The 18,452-nt window shown below is 47.8% G+C and carries 15 protein-coding genes and 1 tRNA gene; all 16 read right to left on the bottom strand.

Annotation, left to right across the window (positions count from 1 at the left end; all coding sequences use genetic code 11):
- Window positions 1-56: 56 nt before the first annotated feature.
- The 16 genes from KXJ70_RS00215 to KXJ70_RS00290 all read right to left on the bottom strand — a co-directional run bounded on the left by KXJ70_RS00215 (window position 57) and on the right by KXJ70_RS00290 (window position 18,449).
- On the bottom strand, window positions 57-596 hold the full coding sequence (locus KXJ70_RS00215) for a DUF1285 domain-containing protein (RefSeq protein ID WP_219041467.1): 540 nt from the start codon (window positions 594-596) through the stop codon (window positions 57-59).
- A 30-nt stretch (window positions 597-626) separates the two neighbouring features.
- Window positions 627-1,799 (bottom strand): phosphoglycerate dehydrogenase, encoded by a 1,173-nt coding sequence (locus KXJ70_RS00220; RefSeq protein ID WP_219041468.1) that lies wholly within the window; start codon window positions 1,797-1,799, stop codon window positions 627-629.
- Between the two features lie 18 nt (window positions 1,800-1,817).
- Complete coding sequence (locus KXJ70_RS00225) at window positions 1,818-2,627, bottom strand: 4'-phosphopantetheinyl transferase family protein (RefSeq protein ID WP_219041469.1); 810 nt, start codon at window positions 2,625-2,627, stop codon at window positions 1,818-1,820.
- Between the two features lie 60 nt (window positions 2,628-2,687).
- Window positions 2,688-4,565, bottom strand: a complete 1,878-nt coding sequence (locus tag KXJ70_RS00230) for a SurA N-terminal domain-containing protein (RefSeq protein WP_219041470.1) — start codon at window positions 4,563-4,565, stop codon at window positions 2,688-2,690.
- Window positions 4,566-4,676: 111 nt separating this feature from the next.
- Window positions 4,677-4,949, bottom strand: a complete 273-nt coding sequence (hbs, locus tag KXJ70_RS00235) for a non-specific DNA-binding protein Hbs (RefSeq protein WP_103684697.1) — start codon at window positions 4,947-4,949, stop codon at window positions 4,677-4,679.
- A gap of 150 nt (window positions 4,950-5,099) precedes the next feature.
- Window positions 5,100-7,526 (bottom strand): endopeptidase La, encoded by a 2,427-nt coding sequence (lon, locus tag KXJ70_RS00240; RefSeq protein WP_219041471.1) that lies wholly within the window; start codon window positions 7,524-7,526, stop codon window positions 5,100-5,102.
- 183 nt (window positions 7,527-7,709) lie between these two features.
- Window positions 7,710-8,990, bottom strand: a complete 1,281-nt coding sequence (gene clpX / locus KXJ70_RS00245) for an ATP-dependent Clp protease ATP-binding subunit ClpX (RefSeq protein WP_219041472.1) — start codon at window positions 8,988-8,990, stop codon at window positions 7,710-7,712.
- 125 nt (window positions 8,991-9,115) lie between these two features.
- Window positions 9,116-9,748, bottom strand: a complete 633-nt coding sequence (clpP, locus tag KXJ70_RS00250; RefSeq protein ID WP_219041473.1) for an ATP-dependent Clp endopeptidase proteolytic subunit ClpP — start codon at window positions 9,746-9,748, stop codon at window positions 9,116-9,118.
- 119 nt (window positions 9,749-9,867) lie between these two features.
- Complete coding sequence (gene tig / locus KXJ70_RS00255; RefSeq protein WP_219041474.1) at window positions 9,868-11,196, bottom strand: trigger factor; 1,329 nt, start codon at window positions 11,194-11,196, stop codon at window positions 9,868-9,870.
- 80 nt (window positions 11,197-11,276) lie between these two features.
- A tRNA-Leu gene (locus tag KXJ70_RS00260) sits at window positions 11,277-11,361 on the bottom strand.
- Between the two features lie 185 nt (window positions 11,362-11,546).
- Window positions 11,547-12,722, bottom strand: a complete 1,176-nt coding sequence (fadA, locus tag KXJ70_RS00265) for an acetyl-CoA C-acyltransferase FadA (protein ID WP_219041475.1) — start codon at window positions 12,720-12,722, stop codon at window positions 11,547-11,549.
- An 18-nt stretch (window positions 12,723-12,740) separates the two neighbouring features.
- A complete protein-coding gene (gene fadB / locus KXJ70_RS00270; protein WP_219041476.1) occupies window positions 12,741-14,888 on the bottom strand; it encodes a fatty acid oxidation complex subunit alpha FadB in 2,148 nt (715 codons plus the stop codon).
- Between the two features lie 117 nt (window positions 14,889-15,005).
- Window positions 15,006-16,175, bottom strand: a complete 1,170-nt coding sequence (locus KXJ70_RS00275) for a beta-N-acetylglucosaminidase domain-containing protein (RefSeq protein WP_219041477.1) — start codon at window positions 16,173-16,175, stop codon at window positions 15,006-15,008.
- Window positions 16,102-17,220, bottom strand: a complete 1,119-nt coding sequence (gene gcvT / locus KXJ70_RS00280; RefSeq protein WP_219041478.1) for a glycine cleavage system aminomethyltransferase GcvT — start codon at window positions 17,218-17,220, stop codon at window positions 16,102-16,104. The genes KXJ70_RS00275 and gcvT overlap by 74 nt, the downstream gene beginning before the upstream one ends.
- Before the next feature lie 44 nt (window positions 17,221-17,264).
- On the bottom strand, window positions 17,265-18,041 hold the full coding sequence (locus KXJ70_RS00285) for a TatD family hydrolase (protein WP_219041479.1): 777 nt from the start codon (window positions 18,039-18,041) through the stop codon (window positions 17,265-17,267).
- A gap of 57 nt (window positions 18,042-18,098) precedes the next feature.
- Complete coding sequence (locus tag KXJ70_RS00290; RefSeq protein ID WP_219041480.1) at window positions 18,099-18,449, bottom strand: PilZ domain-containing protein; 351 nt, start codon at window positions 18,447-18,449, stop codon at window positions 18,099-18,101.
- Window positions 18,450-18,452: the final 3 nt, after the last annotated feature.

The following is an 18,452-nucleotide window of genomic DNA, read 5'->3' on the forward strand; positions in this document are numbered from 1 at the left end:
AGCTTAAGCTGCCCTTTTTTTATTTTAAACCGTTCAAATATTGCGCTAAACCGGTTTTATACGCTACCAAGCTCAAACTCAGCCCCACCTGCTTCCAACACTAAATACTCATTTTTACACTCAGCCATTTCTACTAATTTATAAAAACTGGCTCTATTAATTCTAGCTTGTAGGCCGTGGGACAAATGCACAGAGGGTTTAGGCTCCTGTGTAACAGGGTCAATATCCACCACTAAAGGATGCTCCGCACCAAGCTCGAACCAAGTATCCACATTAGTTTTCAGCACAATACGCTGGCCGGAGCTTAAATCACTACACTCAAAATCGATGATTAACAGGGGAAGGTCTTCAACCGTGACTCGCCATTTTTCAACAGGCGTTACTAAATAATATTCGCCATCATTTTCGCGGCGCAATATTGAGGAAAAAAGTTTGACTAATTTATGGCGCTTTATCTCACCACCCTCATGAATCCAGCGACCATCCGCTTTTATCACGATATCAATATCACCACTCAACTCCGGATGCCATTTATCAATAGGGGGCGCACCGCGTTGATCACGCAATAAGGTTTCTATACTCGATAATGTCGCCACCAATCCCCCTCCTACTCTTATAAGTAGTAATTAATAAATTACCCTCACATTAATCACACCTTCCAGAGCAGCGAGTTCGCCTACGAGTTCCGCACCGACATCGCCGCCCAGATCAATAAGGTTGTAGGCAATTTCGTCGCGACTCTTATTTAGCATATCCACAATATTGATATTAGCATCCGCCAATATACCTAAAATACTGCCTAGAATTTTAGGGACGTTGTGGTTGGCGATCGCCAATCTGCAGTGGCCGCTGCGCTCTAACTGAAGATTAGGAAAGTTAACAGAGTTCTTTATATTGCCATTCTGAAGAAAATCCGCGATTTGCTCTGCAGCCATCACCGCGCAATTATCTTCTGCCTCGTCAGTGCTCGCGCCAATATGCGGCATCAATATGACGTCTTCGCGGCCGATTAAAGATGGAACGGGGAAATCAGTAATAAACTGACGGAGCTGACCTTTATCAAGCGCGGCGATCACAGCATCGACGCTGACAATCTCCTCACGCGCAAAATTCAGCAGGCAAGCTCCTGGCTTACACGCAGCTAACAATTCAGCGTTCACCATGCCGCGTGTGGAATCCAGCACCGGTAGGTGAAGCGTAATGTAATCCGCTTTAGCAAACAAACTAGTGATATTCTCCATCTTCTTTACGGAGCTAGGTAAACGCCAAGCTGCGTCTACAGAAAGCGCAGGATCATAGCCGACAACGTCCATATCCAAGCTCAGTGCAGCGTTTGCAATCATTGAACCTATCGCACCAAGGCCGACGACACCAAGTGTGCGGCCTGCAAGTTCATTCCCCTTGAAACGCTTTTTCTCTTTTTCGAGCAACTTGGCCATTTCGCTGGCATCAGTCATATGTCCAAGTGAATTGACATAAGATACCCCTTGCATGATACCGCGCGAGCCCAACGCTAAACCTGCAATGACTAATTCTTTAACTGCATTCGCATTAGCACCCGGGCTATTGAATACAGGGATACCACGTTCCGTGCAGGCACCAACCGGAATATTATTTGTTCCCGCTCCGGCCCGACCAATTGCTTTAACAGTCGTAGCAATATCGTCCGCTTGTAATTTATGGCTGCGAAGAAGAATAGCGTCTGGCGTAGTGAATTCACTGGCAATCTCATAGCTTTCGCGAGGTAAGCGCTGTAGGCCTTTTGTTGAAATTTGATTAAGCGTTAAAACTTTATACACAAACTAATCCTCGATTTTTCACCCAATCATACGATTGCGTTGACCGCTACCGCTAACTGGAAAATTGTTAAACGCCTCCTCAGCACTTAGCTCCAATTGCTTTACCAATGGAATGCTATGGAAATACGTAATACTGTTTATTTTTCGGCCCAAAGCGATGGCCGCAGTGAAGTTCAAATTTTTACAGACAATACTAAAATCCCATCGATCAGCTTCTGGGCCGACAAATTCGCTAAACGCACCCTGCTCATCTAATACGATTGAGAAATCGTGTAGCGGGATCGATAAACCCTCTCCGCGCGCTTTGATATACGCTTCTTTTAAAGTCCAATAGCGATAGAAGTAATCAAGCTGTTGATCATCTGCACGACTGTTCAATGACTGTAATTCAGATGCTGAGAAATAATCATCGGCCATATTGAGAATGCCACGGTTTTCCGCAGGACTTTCAACATCGATTCCAATATCACTTTCTCGCGTAACAACACATACAGTTAGACCACTGGTGTGAGCGGTATTAAATTGGATTAACCCCAGCTCCTCACTATTGCTTAACTCCGGCTTCCCGTAAGCATTAACACAGAAGCCAATATCTTCAGGAGCCAGATTGCAGTATTCCGACAACACAGTACGCAATAGCGCACGACTAACGAGATAATCTCTGTCATTACTGCCATGCATCAACAATTGATACTGTTGCTGCTCCGCAGGGGACAACATAGCTTCATACTGAGCTAATTTACTATTGAGGCGCGCGTCATCGGTAAAGCAATACCAAACATCAACGTGTCCAGATAAGGACGATCTTTTTTCTACAGCGGAATTCATTATTTTTATATATCCAGTTGCTTGCTACGCTCCATTTCCAAACGTGGCAAGCACATTACTTCAATTAATTTTAATCTCGGCGCTCTCCCACAGACTATTAAAGTAAGCGGAAAATTCCTGAGATGATTTATTACGATATGCGTTCTTTTTAGCTTCTAGAGCAACACTTTCATTTAATGCTGAAAGGTCTCCGTAGCGAACGTCCAGCAGTTGCAAAACTACCCGGTCGCCGTTGTTCTTTCGCAAGGTACTAACGCTAGCATTAGAATCTGGGCGGGGCATTGCAAACGCCTGATTGCGGATTCCGGAATCGATATTTATATCACTGCGCTTTCCATCTAATACCGCGTTCCAGTTTAAACCCTGCTCCTTAGCAACAGCCTCGGCACGACCACCTGCAATCAATTCAGCTTGTATTTCACTTGCCTTAATCTCAGCAGCTGCCTCGGCCTTATTCTCAGACAATACGCTTTTAATTTCATTCCGCACTGATTCAAGCGCTTTTGGCTCGGGTGCTTTGTATTCTTCTATATGAATAACAACGTAACGTTCGGGCGAGAGCTCGATCACATCGCTATTTAACCCCTGGCTACGGAGCTCAGGATTAAACGCAGCTTGTTTCACACTGGGGAAACTGAATAGCCCCTCGTCTGAGTTCTTACTGAGCCATTCGCCTTGCTCGACACTTAAGTCCATTTCCTTGGCAGGCATTGCAAGACTTTCGGCATTGAATACCAAATCTTTTAAGGTATCTACCGCTCCGACTAATCGAGGCTGAGCCTTTTGTGCGCGAAGTTGCTCGGTTATATTTAAACGAGCCTCCTCGATACTTTGCACCTCAGGTTTACGGATACTGACGAGCTTAATTAGATGAAGCCCAGCCTCGGTTTCGACAACGGGCGACACTTCACCTACCGCCAAGTTAGCTAATGCCTCTTCAAACTCAGCGGGGAAACTTTCGCCACTAGTGAATCCCAATAAGCCTTCATTGCCGGCGGAGCCTGCATCTACTGAGATTTTTTTGGCTTCGACGCCAAAATCAGCACCAGCGACAATATCTGCGCGTATTTTTTGTAACGTCGCTAAAGCGTCTTCGCGACTACGCTCATCGTTTATGTCCAACAATATGTGCGCTGCTTCACGCTCTACCTGAGCATCGCTAATATCGACCATCCGCTGATATTCAGCTTGAACTTGGTCTTCCGACACGGGTTCATAAAACTGTTGCTCAGTGAGTTCTATATAAGAAAAGCGCACCTGCTCTTCACTTAAAAAGGACTCTGCGTTATTAGCATAATAGCTAGCAACTTCTTCATCACTGACACTGACATCCTTGCTGTAATTCGCTAAGGGTACATTTATATAGTGAAAATCGCGTGATTCATAAAGCAAGCCAACCGATCTAGATAACTCTGCTTCACTAATAAAAGCTGAGCCGGCAACCGCCGTTGATAATTGTTGAATTGTTAAATCTGATTTCAAAAGTTGCTTAAAGAAACTGCTGTTATAGCCTTGCATACGCAACACTTGCTCGTAGCGCTCTTGAGAGAAACGGCCATCCTCCTCAAATTGCGGCATAGCCGCAATGGTGGCGTTGAGCTGAGCATTTGAAATTTCAATGTCTTCTGCTTGTGCAGCCTGCAGAAGTAATTGCTGCTTTATTAGTGTATTTAAGGCAGGTTTACGAAGTATTGCATCGTCGAGCATAGCGGGATCAATTTGATCACCCATCATGCTTAATAGACGGCGCTTTTGCAGCGTTATGGCTTGCTGTAGCTCCGCCTCTGAAATCTTTTCACCATTGACGACCGCAGCCGCAGAAGGTGCTGAACTACTGAATAAGCTGTCAATCCCGAAAAGTGCAAAAGGCACTATGATTATCGCGATGATGACTTTGGCCGCTGTACCCTGGATATTATTGCGAATATTTTGCAGCATCTATGCTAAACCTGACTCTGAATCAAAAAAAAAGCGCACCTCTCGATGCGCCTTCTGTAAGAGGTTGTACCTCTACGGCCCCCGGAATTAACCGGAATGGCAATCTATACCCTAGTTGCAGGCATCTTTCAGCGCTTTACCCGCTTTGAAGCTTGGGATTTTTGCTGCTGAAATTTCAATTGGTGCGCCAGTTTGTGGATTGCGACCAGTACGTGCTGCGCGGTCTTTAACACTAAACGTGCCGAAACCTACCAAAGAAACTGAATCATCTGATTTCAGTGCATTAGTAATAGCTTCTACGGCTGCATCCAATGCGCGGCCTGCTGCGGCTTTAGACAAATCTGCAGATTCTGCGATAGCGTCGATTAGCTCAGATTTATTCACTTATTCTTCCCCTTCAAATTGTTATAAAAAATATTTTTACATTAACTGACTGGTGACCGTCACAAACATACACATCGGCCGAAAAGGCCATATGCGTAAAGAGTGGGATTTATACCAACTGCGCCGTATATGGTCAAGATATCTCTGCGCCTAGTGTGCGTTTGCACGCGACTCGCCAAGAATATCGCCGTTCCCATCTACGTTTTTATGACTTTCGTCAACACCTGCAAGGTACGCTTCTTCAGAAATTTCCTCTGGAAGACTTTCCAGCGCGATATCTAGAACCTCATCAATCCATTTTACTGGTCGAATTTCTAAATCGGCCTTTATATTTTCCGGAATTTCTTTCAGATCCCGCTCGTTTTCCAGCGGTATTATAACGGTTTTTATGCCGCCACGGTGAGCCGCAAGTAGCTTTTCTTTTAAACCACCGATCGCTAAAACTTGACCGCGAAGGGTAATTTCACCCGTCATTGCCACATCGGAGCGCACGGGAATGCCGGTAATCACCGAAACCAGCGCCGTGCACATACCAATACCCGCTGAAGGGCCGTCTTTAGGCGTAGCTCCCTCAGGCATATGGATATGTATGTCATGTCGGTCGTGATAACGAGCGGGGATACCTAGACGCTTAGAACGGCTTCTAACGACCGTCGTTGCCGCCTGGATAGACTCCTGCATGACATCACCGAGCGAGCCCGTTTTAATGTGCCGCCCCTTACCAACCACCGAAACCGCTTCAATAGTTAGGAGTTCACCGCCAACTTGAGTCCAAGCCAATCCGGTAACCTGCCCTACTTTGTTTTCTTCCTCAGCCTTGCCGAAGGTGTATCGACGCACACCGAGATAATCTTCTAGATTAGCGCTCGTGACAGAAATAATGCCGCTGTCGCCGTTTAAGGCCACACTTTTAACGACTTTGCGGCAAACTTTGGCGACCTGACGCTCTAAACCGCGCACACCCGCCTCACGGGTATAATAACGCACGATATCTTGCAGTGCTTCGTCGTCTATTTCAGCTTCGCTTACTTTTAAACCGTTGTTTTTCAATTGCTTGGGAATGAGGTAACGCCTAGCAATATTAATTTTTTCATCTTCCGTATAGCCGGGAATCCGGATTACTTCCATACGGTCCATTAGCGCCGGCGGAATATTCAAGGAGTTTGACGTACAGATAAACATTATATCTGACAAGTCGTAGTCCACCTCGAGATAGTGGTCGTTGAAAGCGTGATTCTGCTCCGGATCTAACACTTCCAGCAAGGCCGACGCTGGATCGCCTCGATGATCCATACCCATTTTGTCTATTTCATCTAACAGAAACAGTGGATTACGCACTGCTGTTTTTGACATTTTTTGGATAACTTTGCCAGGCATTGAGCCAATATACGTTCTGCGATGACCGCGAATCTCCGCTTCATCGCGAACGCCACCCAAGGCCATACGTACAAATTTACGATTAGTTGCACGGGCAATCGACTCTCCCAGGGATGTCTTACCAACCCCCGGCGGACCAACTAAACAAAGCACCGGGCCCTTTACCTTTTTCACCCGCTTTTGTACCGCGAGATATTCAAGAATTCGGTCTTTAACCTCTTCGAGTCCGTAGTGATCTTCGTCTAATATTTCTTGAGCGCGCTTGAGATCGTGCTTAACCCGTGAACGCTTCTGCCAAGGAATATTAACTAACCAATCTATATAACCACGCACCACTGAAGCTTCCGCCGACATCGGCGACATCATCTTAAGTTTCGCTAATTCAGCTTTCGCCTTTTCAAGCGCCTCTTTGCTCATCCCCGCCTTTTGAACGCGGTTCTCGAGCTCTTCAAGCTCGTTAACACCTTCTTCAGACTCTCCGAGCTCTCGCTGAATCGCCTTCATTTGTTCATTCAAGTAGTATTCGCGCTGACTTTTTTCCATCTGCTTTTTAACGCGACCGCGAATACGTTTTTCTACCTGAAACAGATCGATTTCGGCTTCCATTAAGCCCATTAAATGCTCGAGGCGCTCGCGCTCATTGGCCATTTCAAGCACAGCCTGCTTTTGTTCTAACTCCATGGCCATGTGGGCGGCAATCGTATCGCCCAGCCGACCAGGTTCATCTATACCTGATAGTGATGTTAAAACTTCAGCGGGGATTTTTTTACTAAGATTAATGTATTTCTCAAACTGAGAGATAGCAGAACGAAGCATTACCTCGGACTCTTCTGCGGCAATTTGCTCACCAACTATCTCGGTGATTTCTGCACTAAAATAGTCTTCTTCAGCCGTCACTGCATTCAATTGCGCGCGATAGCTACCCTCTACCAACACCTTAACGGTGCCGTCCGGGAGCTTTAACAACTGGAGAATGTTCGCAACAGTACCAATATCGTACAAATCATCGGTACCGGGCTCATCTAAGTCTGGGTTGCGTTGTGCCGCAAGTACAATTTCCTTATTGCTGGCCATAGCCAGCTCTAAGGCCCGAATCGATTTGTCACGACCGACAAAAAGCGGGATTACCATGTGGGGATAGACCACCACGTCGCGCAAAGGAAGCAGTGGCAATTCCAATGTGTCGTGTTTGTCAGCCATTACATTTCCTCTTAGTTGATCAGATGTGCAATCCACATATTGTGAATATATGCCCACTATAAAGTCAGCTTAGTTCTAAGATGGGGATTTGGCGTGTTAAAAACAAGACTTGACTGTAAAGAAACGGAAAAAAAAGAAAACGCCGCGAAAATTGACATTTCGCGGCGTTAGATAGCGCGGGGATTACTCTTTAGGAGCCGCTTTGCGCTGCTCAGTGTTGTGATACACCAATATCGGCGCAGAATCACCCCTAATCACCGAATCATCGATAACGACCTTGCTGACGTTATCCATAGACGGTAAATCATACATAGTATCTAGCAATACCGACTCTAAAATGGAGCGCAGACCGCGGGCGCCGGTTTTGCGCGTCATGGCCTTCTCTGCCACCGAGCGCAAACCATCTTCTCGGAAGTCTACTTCAACGCCCTCCATGTCAAACAGCTTCGCATATTGCTTGGTTAAGGCATTCTTAGGTTCGGTTAAAATACTAACCAAAGCATCAACATCCAGCTCTTCGAGAGTCGCAATCACCGGTAAGCGGCCTACAAACTCTGGAATTAAGCCGTAGCGCACCAGATCATCAGGTTCGACGTCAGCGAGGATTTCGCCAACGTTACGCGCCTCATTCTTACTTTTAACCTCAGCACTAAAACCGATGCCGCCCTTCTCCGACCGGTCGCGAATAACGCGATCCAAGCCCGCAAAGGCACCGCCGCAGATAAACAGGATATTTGAGGTATCAACCTGCAAAAACTCCTGCTGAGGGTGCTTGCGCCCACCCTGTGGCGGAACCGAAGCAACCGTGCCTTCAATTAATTTAAGCAGTGCCTGCTGTACGCCCTCACCAGATACGTCACGAGTAATTGACGGATTATCTGATTTGCGAGAAATCTTGTCGATTTCATCAATATAGACAATACCCATTTGAGCTTTTTCTACATCGTAATCGCATTTTTGCAGCAACTTCTGAATGATGTTTTCAACATCTTCACCAACGTAACCCGCTTCGGTCAATGTTGTTGCATCCGCAATAGTGAAGGGAACATCAAGTAAGCGCGCCAGTGTTTCCGCTAGCAATGTCTTACCGCTGCCCGTTGGGCCCACTAGCAAAATATTGCTTTTACCCAGTTCGACGTCATCTTTGTGTTTATCGCCGTAACGCAGCCGCTTGTAATGGTTATAGACCGCGACCGCCAACACTTTTTTGGCGCGCGACTGGCCAATAACATATTGATCCAGCGTGCCATTGATTTCCTGTGGCGTTGGCAGCTTGTCACGCCCTGCCTCGCTTGCCGCTTCCTGAACTTCCTCTCGAATGATGTCATTGCAAAGATCGACACACTCATCACAGATGAAGACAGACGGCCCTGCAATTAGCTTGCGGACTTCGTGCTGGCTTTTACCACAGAAGGAACAGTACAGCAGTTTGCCGTTATCATCTGTGCCGTCTTTACTACTCATTCATACCTACCTTGTTCGAATTTTGCGGGATGATCGAATCACCTTAAAGTAAAGATGACGCCTTTTACCCACTTTTGCAAGTTTGAACTATTCCGATATCAAGTCGAATATCGCCCTAAACGCTATTAAGCGCGGGTAGATAGTACTTCATCGACCAAACCATAATCACAAGACTGCTGCGCATTCATAAAATTATCGCGCTCGGTATCGCGTGCGATAGTTTCGTATGTCTGACCAGTGTGCTCTGCCATTAAATGATTAAGCTTCTCACGAATAATCAAGATTTCTCTCGCTTGAATATCGATATCCGTGGCCTGTCCCTGCGCACCGCCACTCGGCTGGTGAATCATGGTGCGGGCATTTGGCACAATAAAGCGCTTACCTTTAGCGCCGCCACTCAGCAAAAACGCGCCCATACTCGCAGCTTGACCAATACACATGGTACTCACATCAGGCTTAATGAACTTCATGGTGTCATAAATTGACAAACCCGCTGTCACCGAACCACCTGGCGAATTGATATAGAGGTGAATGTCTTTATCGGGATTCTCTGATTCAAGGAAAAGTAGCTGAGCCACAATGAGATTGGCCATATGGTCTTCAACTTGACCAACGCAAAAAATTACGCGCTCTTTCAGCAAACGGGAATAAATATCGTAGGAACGTTCACCACGGGCCGTTTGCTCTACAACCATAGGCACTAAACCTAAATTGGTTACAGCATTACTGTTAAAACCATCAATCGAATTGCGCGACATATTGAATACTCTTCCGTACGTAATAAATGTTTTAAATTTACGGCCAGCAGAAAAAAATCAAGCGACGGAACTTTCGTTCAGTCGCTTGAGCGGAAAAAGCCAGAGTATCCTTATTCAAATTAGGATTCTTCTGCCTCTTGCGCTGGCGGCGACATAATTTCTTCGTAGCTTAAAGTTTCTTCGCTAACCTTCGATTTTTCAAGCAATTTTTCAACCACTTCTTCTTCAATAACCATACCTTCGATTTGTTGAAGCTGCTGTGGGTTACTCATATACCAATTAATAATTTCGTCTTTATCTTCAAAGCTTGCGGCCATTTCTTCAAGCGCAGCGCGTACTTTGTCTTCTTCCGCCTTAATACCTTCTATGCTGATCAGCTCGTTCAACACCAAGCCCAGCTTAACGCGACGCTCCGCATTCTCACGAAAAAGCTCATCTGGCAGGATATCGGCCGCATTCAGTTTTTCTGCCATGGCACCGAATTGCTGCATCTGCTGGTTGCGAAGCGCTTCGATTTCTTGAGAAACCAATGCTTTCGGCACTTGGAGATCTGCATGGATGGAAAGTACACCTTCCATCACTTGATTCTTAATGCGGGACTTTGTCGCGTTTTTCAACTCACGCGCCATATTTTTTTCTACTTCTGCGCGAAAAGCCTCTTCACCACCCTCTTTTACACCAAAGGCTTCAAATAACTCAGCATCAAGCTCTGGCAGCTGCTTCTCGCTAACGCTATTTAGAGTGATTTTGAACTCAACCGCAGCGCCTTTAAGCTCTTCACTGTGGTAATCATCCGGGAAAGACAGAGCAACTACTTTTTCTTCGCCCGTAGACATACCGATTACGCCAGCTTCGAAGCCAGGAATCATTCGGCCAGAACCCAGCTCTAAATCACTACCTTCAGCCTTGCCGCCATCAAAAGGAACACCGTCTTTGGTGCCAAGGTAATCAATATTTGCTTTATCGCCTTCAGCCGCGGCGCGCTCAACGGGTTGCCATTCGGCGCGTTGCTGACGGAGATTTTCAATCATTTTGTCGATGTCAGCGGCAGTAATTTCGGTTACTGGCTTCTTAACCTCAATTGCGCTGTAATCCTTTGCTTCAACTTCTGGAAAAACCTCGAAAGTCGCAACAAACTCAACATCTTTGCCAGCTTCTAGACTTTTCGGCTCAATGCTTGGACGACCTGCGGGTTTTAAGCCCTGCTGTTGAATCGCTTCGTAAAAACTTTCATTCATCACTTCGCCAAGTACTTCCATGCGGACCGATTCGCCAAAGCGCTGACGCACCACACGCATAGGGACTTTACCAGGACGGAAGCCGTCTAATTTTACCGTGCGCGCAGCATTTTGCAGGCGAGAATCAACTGCACTATCAATACGCGCAGCAGGAACGCCTACTATCAGGCGACGCTCTAGGCCAGAAGTCGTTTCAACTGAGACTTGCATGGGGGGTCCTCAAAACAGGGCTGTTAAACATAAATGGCCACTATATCGTTAAAGCGGCCATTTAAAAGAATTCTATGAAATGGTGCGGATGGAGAGACTCGAACTCTCACGCCTTGCGGCACCAGAACCTAAATCTGGCGTGTATACCAATTTCACCACATCCGCGTACTTGTAAAACCGTCTTAAGGTATTGAATTATCACGGTTTACAAATGATATCGCAGAACCATGGCTCCGCGAGGAACGAGATTGTGCCACAGCACATGGGCGCGATCAAGCAGACCAGCAAACAATTATTGTTAAAGGCCGCTATTGTATAAATCTCGAGCAATAGCAGCCCTTAACAGGGTATTACACCCGCTCAATAATTGTACTAATGCCCTGCCCCATGCCAATGCACATTGTCGCAAGACCAACCGAGGTGTCGCGCTGCTCCATCACATTGATCAAAGTCGTAACAATACGTGTACCGGAGCAACCAAATGGGTGGCCAAGCGCTATAGCGCCCCCATTGAGGTTTACCTTGTCTTCCATCTTATCTAAAAGCTTAAGGTCTTTGAGTACAGGCAGTGCCTGTGCTGCGAAAGCTTCATTTAACTCAACTGTTTCGATATCGTCCATGCTCATACCGAGACGTTTGAGCGCTTTTTGGGTAGATGGCACTGGTCCATAGCCCATAATCGACGGATCGACGCCAGCGACGGCCATGCCCGTGACTTTTGCGCGAGGAGTCAAGCCTAAGTCCATCGCACGCTGACCCGACATCATGATCATTGCGGAGGCGCCATCTGCAATTTGTGAACTCGTGCCCGCAGTAACAGTACCGTTGCGCGGATCAAACGCTGGACGCAGCTGGGCAAGACTTTCGAGTGTGGTTTCTGGACGAATAGTGGTGTCATCCTTAACCAGAATCTTACGGCCATCATCACCGTGCCCTTCGATGGCAATAATTTCTCGCTCGAAGCGGCCATTAGCCCTCGCGTCAGCAGCTAACATATGCGAGCGCAAACCGAACTCATCTTGCTGCTCACGACCAATACCATGCATCATCGCCAATGCCTCGGCGGTCATTCCCATCATACCGGCGGCGCGGGCAACATATTTGCTGGCCTGTGGATTGGGGTCGACACCATGATTCATCGCCAAATGGCCCATGTGTTCAACACCACCCACCATAAACGTGTCGCCGTAGCCGCTCATGATGGCCTGTGCTGCAGTGTGCAATGCCGACATAGAGGAGCCACACAAACGGCTTACCGTTTGCCCAGCTACTTCATGCGGAAGTTTGGTCATCACAGAAATCATGCGAGCAATATTCCAACCCTGCTCATTGGTCTGGTTAACACAGCCCCAAATCACATCTTCGAATAAAGCAGGATCAATGCCGGGATTACGCGCTAGAAGGCTATCGATTAAAGATGCAGACATATTTTCTGCCCGCACATTTCTATACACACCGTTTTTTGAACGCCCCATTGGAGTACGGGCGCAATCGACGATTACTACATCATTTGCTTTAAAAGTCATGGTTATATCTCCGCCCGATTATTTGAAAAACGTAGTGCCATTGTTCGCCATTTGGCGAAGGCTTTCAGTTGGTTGGTATAGCGGCCCAAGATCCGCGTAGCGATCTGCCATTTCACAGAAGGCTTTCGCACCCATCTGATCGATGAAACGCAGGGCGCCGCCACGGAATACGGGGAAACCAATACCCATCACCAAGCCCATATCAGCATCAGCGGGATCACGTAAGATACCTTCATCTATACAGCGTACTGTTTCAATGCACATCGGGATCATCATGCGTGCAATGATATCGTCGTCAGACAATGTCACGGCAGCTTGCTTGGCAGACTCTGCCATAGAGAGCGCACTGTCATCTTCGCATTTTTTAGGCTTGCCTTTGGCATCCTCTTCGTAGCGGTAGAAACCGATGCCGTTTTTCTGACCGTAGCGCTTGGCCTCAAACATCATTTGCGAAATGCCGGTAAAATCGTGACGCATACGATCAGGGAAACCTTCGGCCATGACTTCTGCGGCGTGGTAACCCGTGTCGATACCGACAACATCCATCAGATAAGCAGGCCCCATCGGCATGCCGAAACCTTCCATGACCTTATCGACTTTACGGAAATCCGCACCGTCGCGGACTAACATGTCAAAACCGGCAAAATACGGGAATAAAACGCGGTTCACATAGAAGCCAGGGCAGTCGTTTACTACGATGGGTGTCTTGCCCATTTGCAGCGCGTATTTTACAACCCTTGCTACCGTACTATCGCTGGTCTTCTCACCGCGAATAACCTCGACCAAGGGCATAGCGTGCACTGGGTTAAAGAAATGCATTCCACAGAAATTCTCTGGCCTTTCAAGTGCTTCCGCAAGATAAGTAATAGAAATTGTCGAAGTGTTTGACGCCAAGACCGCATCGTTGCGAATATGCTTTTCTGTTTCCGCCAGCACTGCCCGCTTCACTTTGGGGTTCTCGACTACGGCTTCGACAATAACGTCTGCTTTATCAAACCCATCGTAATTTAAGGAGGGGCGAATACTGTTTAATACCGCGGACATTTTATCCGCCGTCATACGACCGCGCGACACGCGCTTAGCAAGCAGCTTGCCAGCTTCTTTCATACCGAGCTCTAGACCAGCGTCAGCAATATCTTTCATCAATATAGGCGTGCCCTTGTACGCCGATTGATAGGCGATACCACCGCCCATGATGCCAGCACCCAAAACCGCGGCCTGCTTAATATGGCCGCCAGCTTTTGCAAAACCGCGAGCCGCCTTGCTAACAGCCTGCTCACTTAAAAACAAACCGACTAATGCTGCCGACTGCGGCGTGCGAACCAGCTTGATAAAATGGTCAATCTCAACCTCAATTGCCTCTGCACGCCCTAAGCCCGCATTGCGCTCCATAGACTTTGCAGCGGTTAATGGTGCCGGCATATTTCGTCCAGCTTGTTGTGCAACCATGGCCTTACCGGTAGTGAAAGACATCATACGTTCGATATCATTTAGCTTCACTGGTGACGTTTTCTCGGTGCGACGCGCCTGGTAGTCAAACTCGCCGGCGATTGCATTTTTAAGTAAGTCTAACGACGCTTCATGCAGTACGTCCGGCGCAACGACCGCATCTACACCACCATCTTTAAGAGCTGCATCTGGCTTTTGCTGATTACCCGTAGCAACCCAAAGCATTGCATTGTCGCAACCAATTACCCGCGGCAACCTTACTGTGCCACCGAAACCAGGGTTTATTCCCAACTTCACCTCGGGCAAGCCCACAATGGCGGCGGATGACATGACTCGAAAATCACAGGCTAAACACATTTCAAATCCGCCGCCAAGCGCTACACCATTAATAGCGGCAACGGTAGGGACCGGCAGATCTTCAAAAGCATTAAATATATCGTTGGCCTTGCTCGCCCACTCACGCAAATCAGCATCTGGCAGCTTAAATAGCTCGGTAAACTCAGTAATGTCAGCGCCAACGATGAACACCGATTTGCCACTGGTAACGAGTACGCCTTTCAAACTCGCCTCAGCAGCTAGAGCTGCAGTGGCTTCACCCAACTCCTCTAGAGTCAGCCGATTAAATTTATTTACTGAGTCACCTTCCAGGTCGAAACACAGTTCCGCAATACCATCATCCAGGTACTTTGCAGTTAACGCCTTGCCTTGATAAATCATTTTTGTTCCTCAAAGTGAGTGGTGGCGGCGGCATTTGCCATACTTTTATGTTTACCATGTAAACATTGGGTGCTAAAACTACCGTATTACTAAAATCTTGGCAAGCGCCGCAGTCAATTAATCAGTTAAACACGCGGGGTCAAATTGGTAGCCCTCAGTTAGCCAATCGCAAACCTCTATCGCTACCGGATGCGCTATATTGCGATACTCATCCACTAGGCTAATTTTCTCCACAGACCCTATTCCGTCTAAACCCCGCTGCTGGAAAAGATTAGCATCCCGGGCAATTAACTTTGCCAATTCGTCCGGCAAAACAGCAATTGCTCGCTCGAAAGCAAGCGCAGGGTCGTAGCTGGATTTTGAAGTATAGACGTCGGCCAGCGTTGGCAAGACCAAAGTGGACAAATGAAATTGATTCATTGGGTTTATCGCGTGGCCGCGGCACCAGCCAGCCATGTCCGGCGACCGCCCGCTAAAGGGGGCTAAATGCAAAAACCGACTGGTTTTACGGCCATCATTAACGGGATAGTTATCCCAAATGAGCGGTTTTCTGCCAAGCAACGCCGCTGCCCGCCGACAATCGTCGCCGGAATACGCGTCGCTAATGACGCGATTCCCTGTCCACAATATATCAATATCTAGCGCGAGACCGGCGTTTAAATCTTGAAAGTAGTTCGCTGGACATGCCCCAAACAGCTCTTCGAGTATGGGATCAAAACTGTAATAGCTCGGGCACATGGCGAGCTGTATATCAGGTAGCTGCTGCTGTATATCGCCGACTACCGCAACCTGATTTTCTGCCAGTCGTTTATTTCCAGCAGGCAAATCATCGAATAAAACCCATAAGATATCAGGCTTAAGCCTTTGTATTTCATTAATTTTATTTTTTAATTTCTTCCTTTCACTAACACCGTATTTCGCCTGCAAGCCGACCGGCGACCAGCCTAAGCCCCACGCGATATCCGCGGCATGACATGCCCTACCCAGCTTTTCAAAATTGGCGAACTGCTCACCAGAAAAGGCATGCGACCATTTATGCCGCAAACTAGTATCGCCTTTCGGCGCATAGACGTAGCTGCTGTATCCCCATCTAGCAAGCATCTCTGGCAAAGCATAGCGCTGCTCCCAGCTCCACTGACGGCCGTAAAAACCTTCGATGATCGACGTCGTAAACGATTTGCGCACGTGACCTCTTTCGATTTTACCCAGTAAATTATCCGCGATGATAGCGCTGCTCAACAAAGGATGACTGCCGGACAATAACAGGCAACTGTTTGCCTCTGACACTGGCAAATAATTCCTGCCCTGATTCTAAAGCTGCCGTTGCCACATAAGCCATCACCACGGGCCGTCCAATACTTGGCCCAAAACCACCGCTGCTCACCCAGCCCAACACCTGGTCGTCACCATTAACGATTTGCGCCCCTTCACGAACCGGTGCCCTGCCCTCAACATCAAGTAGCACCCGTTTTTCAGATACGCCATTGGCGAGCTGATCAGCAATCACTTCCGCCCCAGGATATCCGCCGTTGCGCTCACCGTTTGGCCGCCTAATCTTAGAAATAGACCACAGCAAATTAGCGGTAATGGGGGTGATGGTGTCATCCATATCGTGGCCATATAAACATAGGCCCGCCTCAAGACGCAGCGAGTCGCGAGCGCCTAGGCCAATAAACTCAACCTCAGGCTGCGCCAATAAAATTCGCGCTAGTGAATCTGTATGCTCAGGCGCAACGGAAATCTCGAAGCCGTCTTCGCCGGTATAGCCCGAGCAACTAAGCCAACAGGGTATACCTTCGATTGTGCAATCGGCGGTATCCATAAAAATCATATTTGCAGTAGCTGGCGCCAAACGCGCAAGGACGTCGCGTGAGCTCGGCCCCTGCAAGGCTAATAATCCATAATCTGCGAGCAACTCCATTTCAATACTTGCCGGCAGATGTTTTCTCAACCAAGCAAAATCCTGGTCTTTACAGGCCGCATTTACAATGAGCAAAAAGTAGTCACCACAATTTGCGAACATTAAATCGTCGAGAATACCGCCGCGGTCATTTGTGAGAAGACCATAGCGCTGTCGATTTAAAGGTAGCCCAAGTACATCCTGCGGCATCAATTTCTCCAGTTCGAGCGCCACATTGGGCCCTCGCACACGAATTTGACCCATATGGGAGACGTCGAATAAACCCGCAGCGCTGCGCACATGTAAGTGTTCTTTAAGTACGCCCATTGGATACTGTACCGGCATATCATAACCAGCAAAGGGCACCATTTTTGCTGACAGCTCGCGGTGCAAGCTATTCAAGGGCGTAGTCAATAAATTTTCTGTGCTCAATGGACTTCTCCTCGGCGGAATAGACCTGCCGCAATTTCGTTAATTTACTTTGTTAAAGGGAAAAGCCGCTCGAAATTTTGAGTGGTGTGCTGCAATACGTCCTGATAAGAAAGACCCTTGAGATCAGCCACACACTCGGCAACCTCTACCACGTACTTGGGCTCATTTTTTTTACCCCGATACGGCACTGGCGCCAAATATGGTGAATCAGTCTCCACCAACAAGCGCTCTATAGGAACACGTCGCACTACCTCGCGGAGCTCCTCAGCATTCTTAAAGGTGATGATGCCCGAGAAGGAAATGTAGTAACCCATTTCTATCGCGGCTTCTGCCATCTCCCAAGATTCAGTAAAACAGTGCAGAACCCCTCCAACGTCAGGAGAACCATGTTCAGCAATTATCGCCAAGGTATCTTCGCGAGCATCGCGGGTATGAACGATGGTGGGCTTACCGCAGGAAGCAGATACTTGAAGATGTTGGGCAAAACTCCACTGCTGATCGACTTTTCGTTCGCTACTGTAGTAATAATCTAACCCTGTTTCGCCAATAGCGACGACCTTCGGGTGATTCGCCAATTCCGTGAGGGTTTGTATTGAACAAATTTCGTCGCTGATATCGAGCGGATGCACGCCGACCGAGGCATAGATCTGCGGAAATCGCTCCGCGATCGCCACAACAGTTGGCGCATTTCCTAAATCGATTCCTATACACAGCATCTTCGAAACGCCGCGCTCTGTTGCGGCTTGTACCGCTAAATCCAAGTTGCCGCCATAGGGTTTTAAGTCTATGCGGTCGAGATGACAATGGCTGTCTACGAGCATGGGATTTCCGTTTACAGTTTTTGTTTAACGACAGGCCGATGCCGGCCAGTTTTGCACTTACATGGTATGTGTGGGCTTGTCCGACTCCATAATACCCGCTAGGTAGGACTCTATTTTTTTATTGGCAACGCCGTCGCCACCGATAAACTGTACGCCAATTCCAGCCGCACGATTACTTTGGGCACCACGCGGGGTGATCCAGACTACTTTTCCGGCAATGGGAAGTTTCTCGGGCTCATCCATCAAGGTCAAAAGCATAAATACCTCGTCCCCAACCTTATAAGGTTTAGTGGTTGGCACGAATAAGCCGCCATCGCGAATAAATGGCATATAGGCCGCGTATAATACCGCCTTGTCTCTGATGGTAAGGGACAAAATTCCGTTCCGTGCACCCTGCGCACCACTCATACA

Origin of the sequence: Zhongshania aquimaris, from assembly GCF_019312595.1 — a bacterium.
GTDB classification, from domain to species: domain Bacteria; phylum Pseudomonadota; class Gammaproteobacteria; order Pseudomonadales; family Spongiibacteraceae; genus Spongiibacter; species Spongiibacter aquimaris.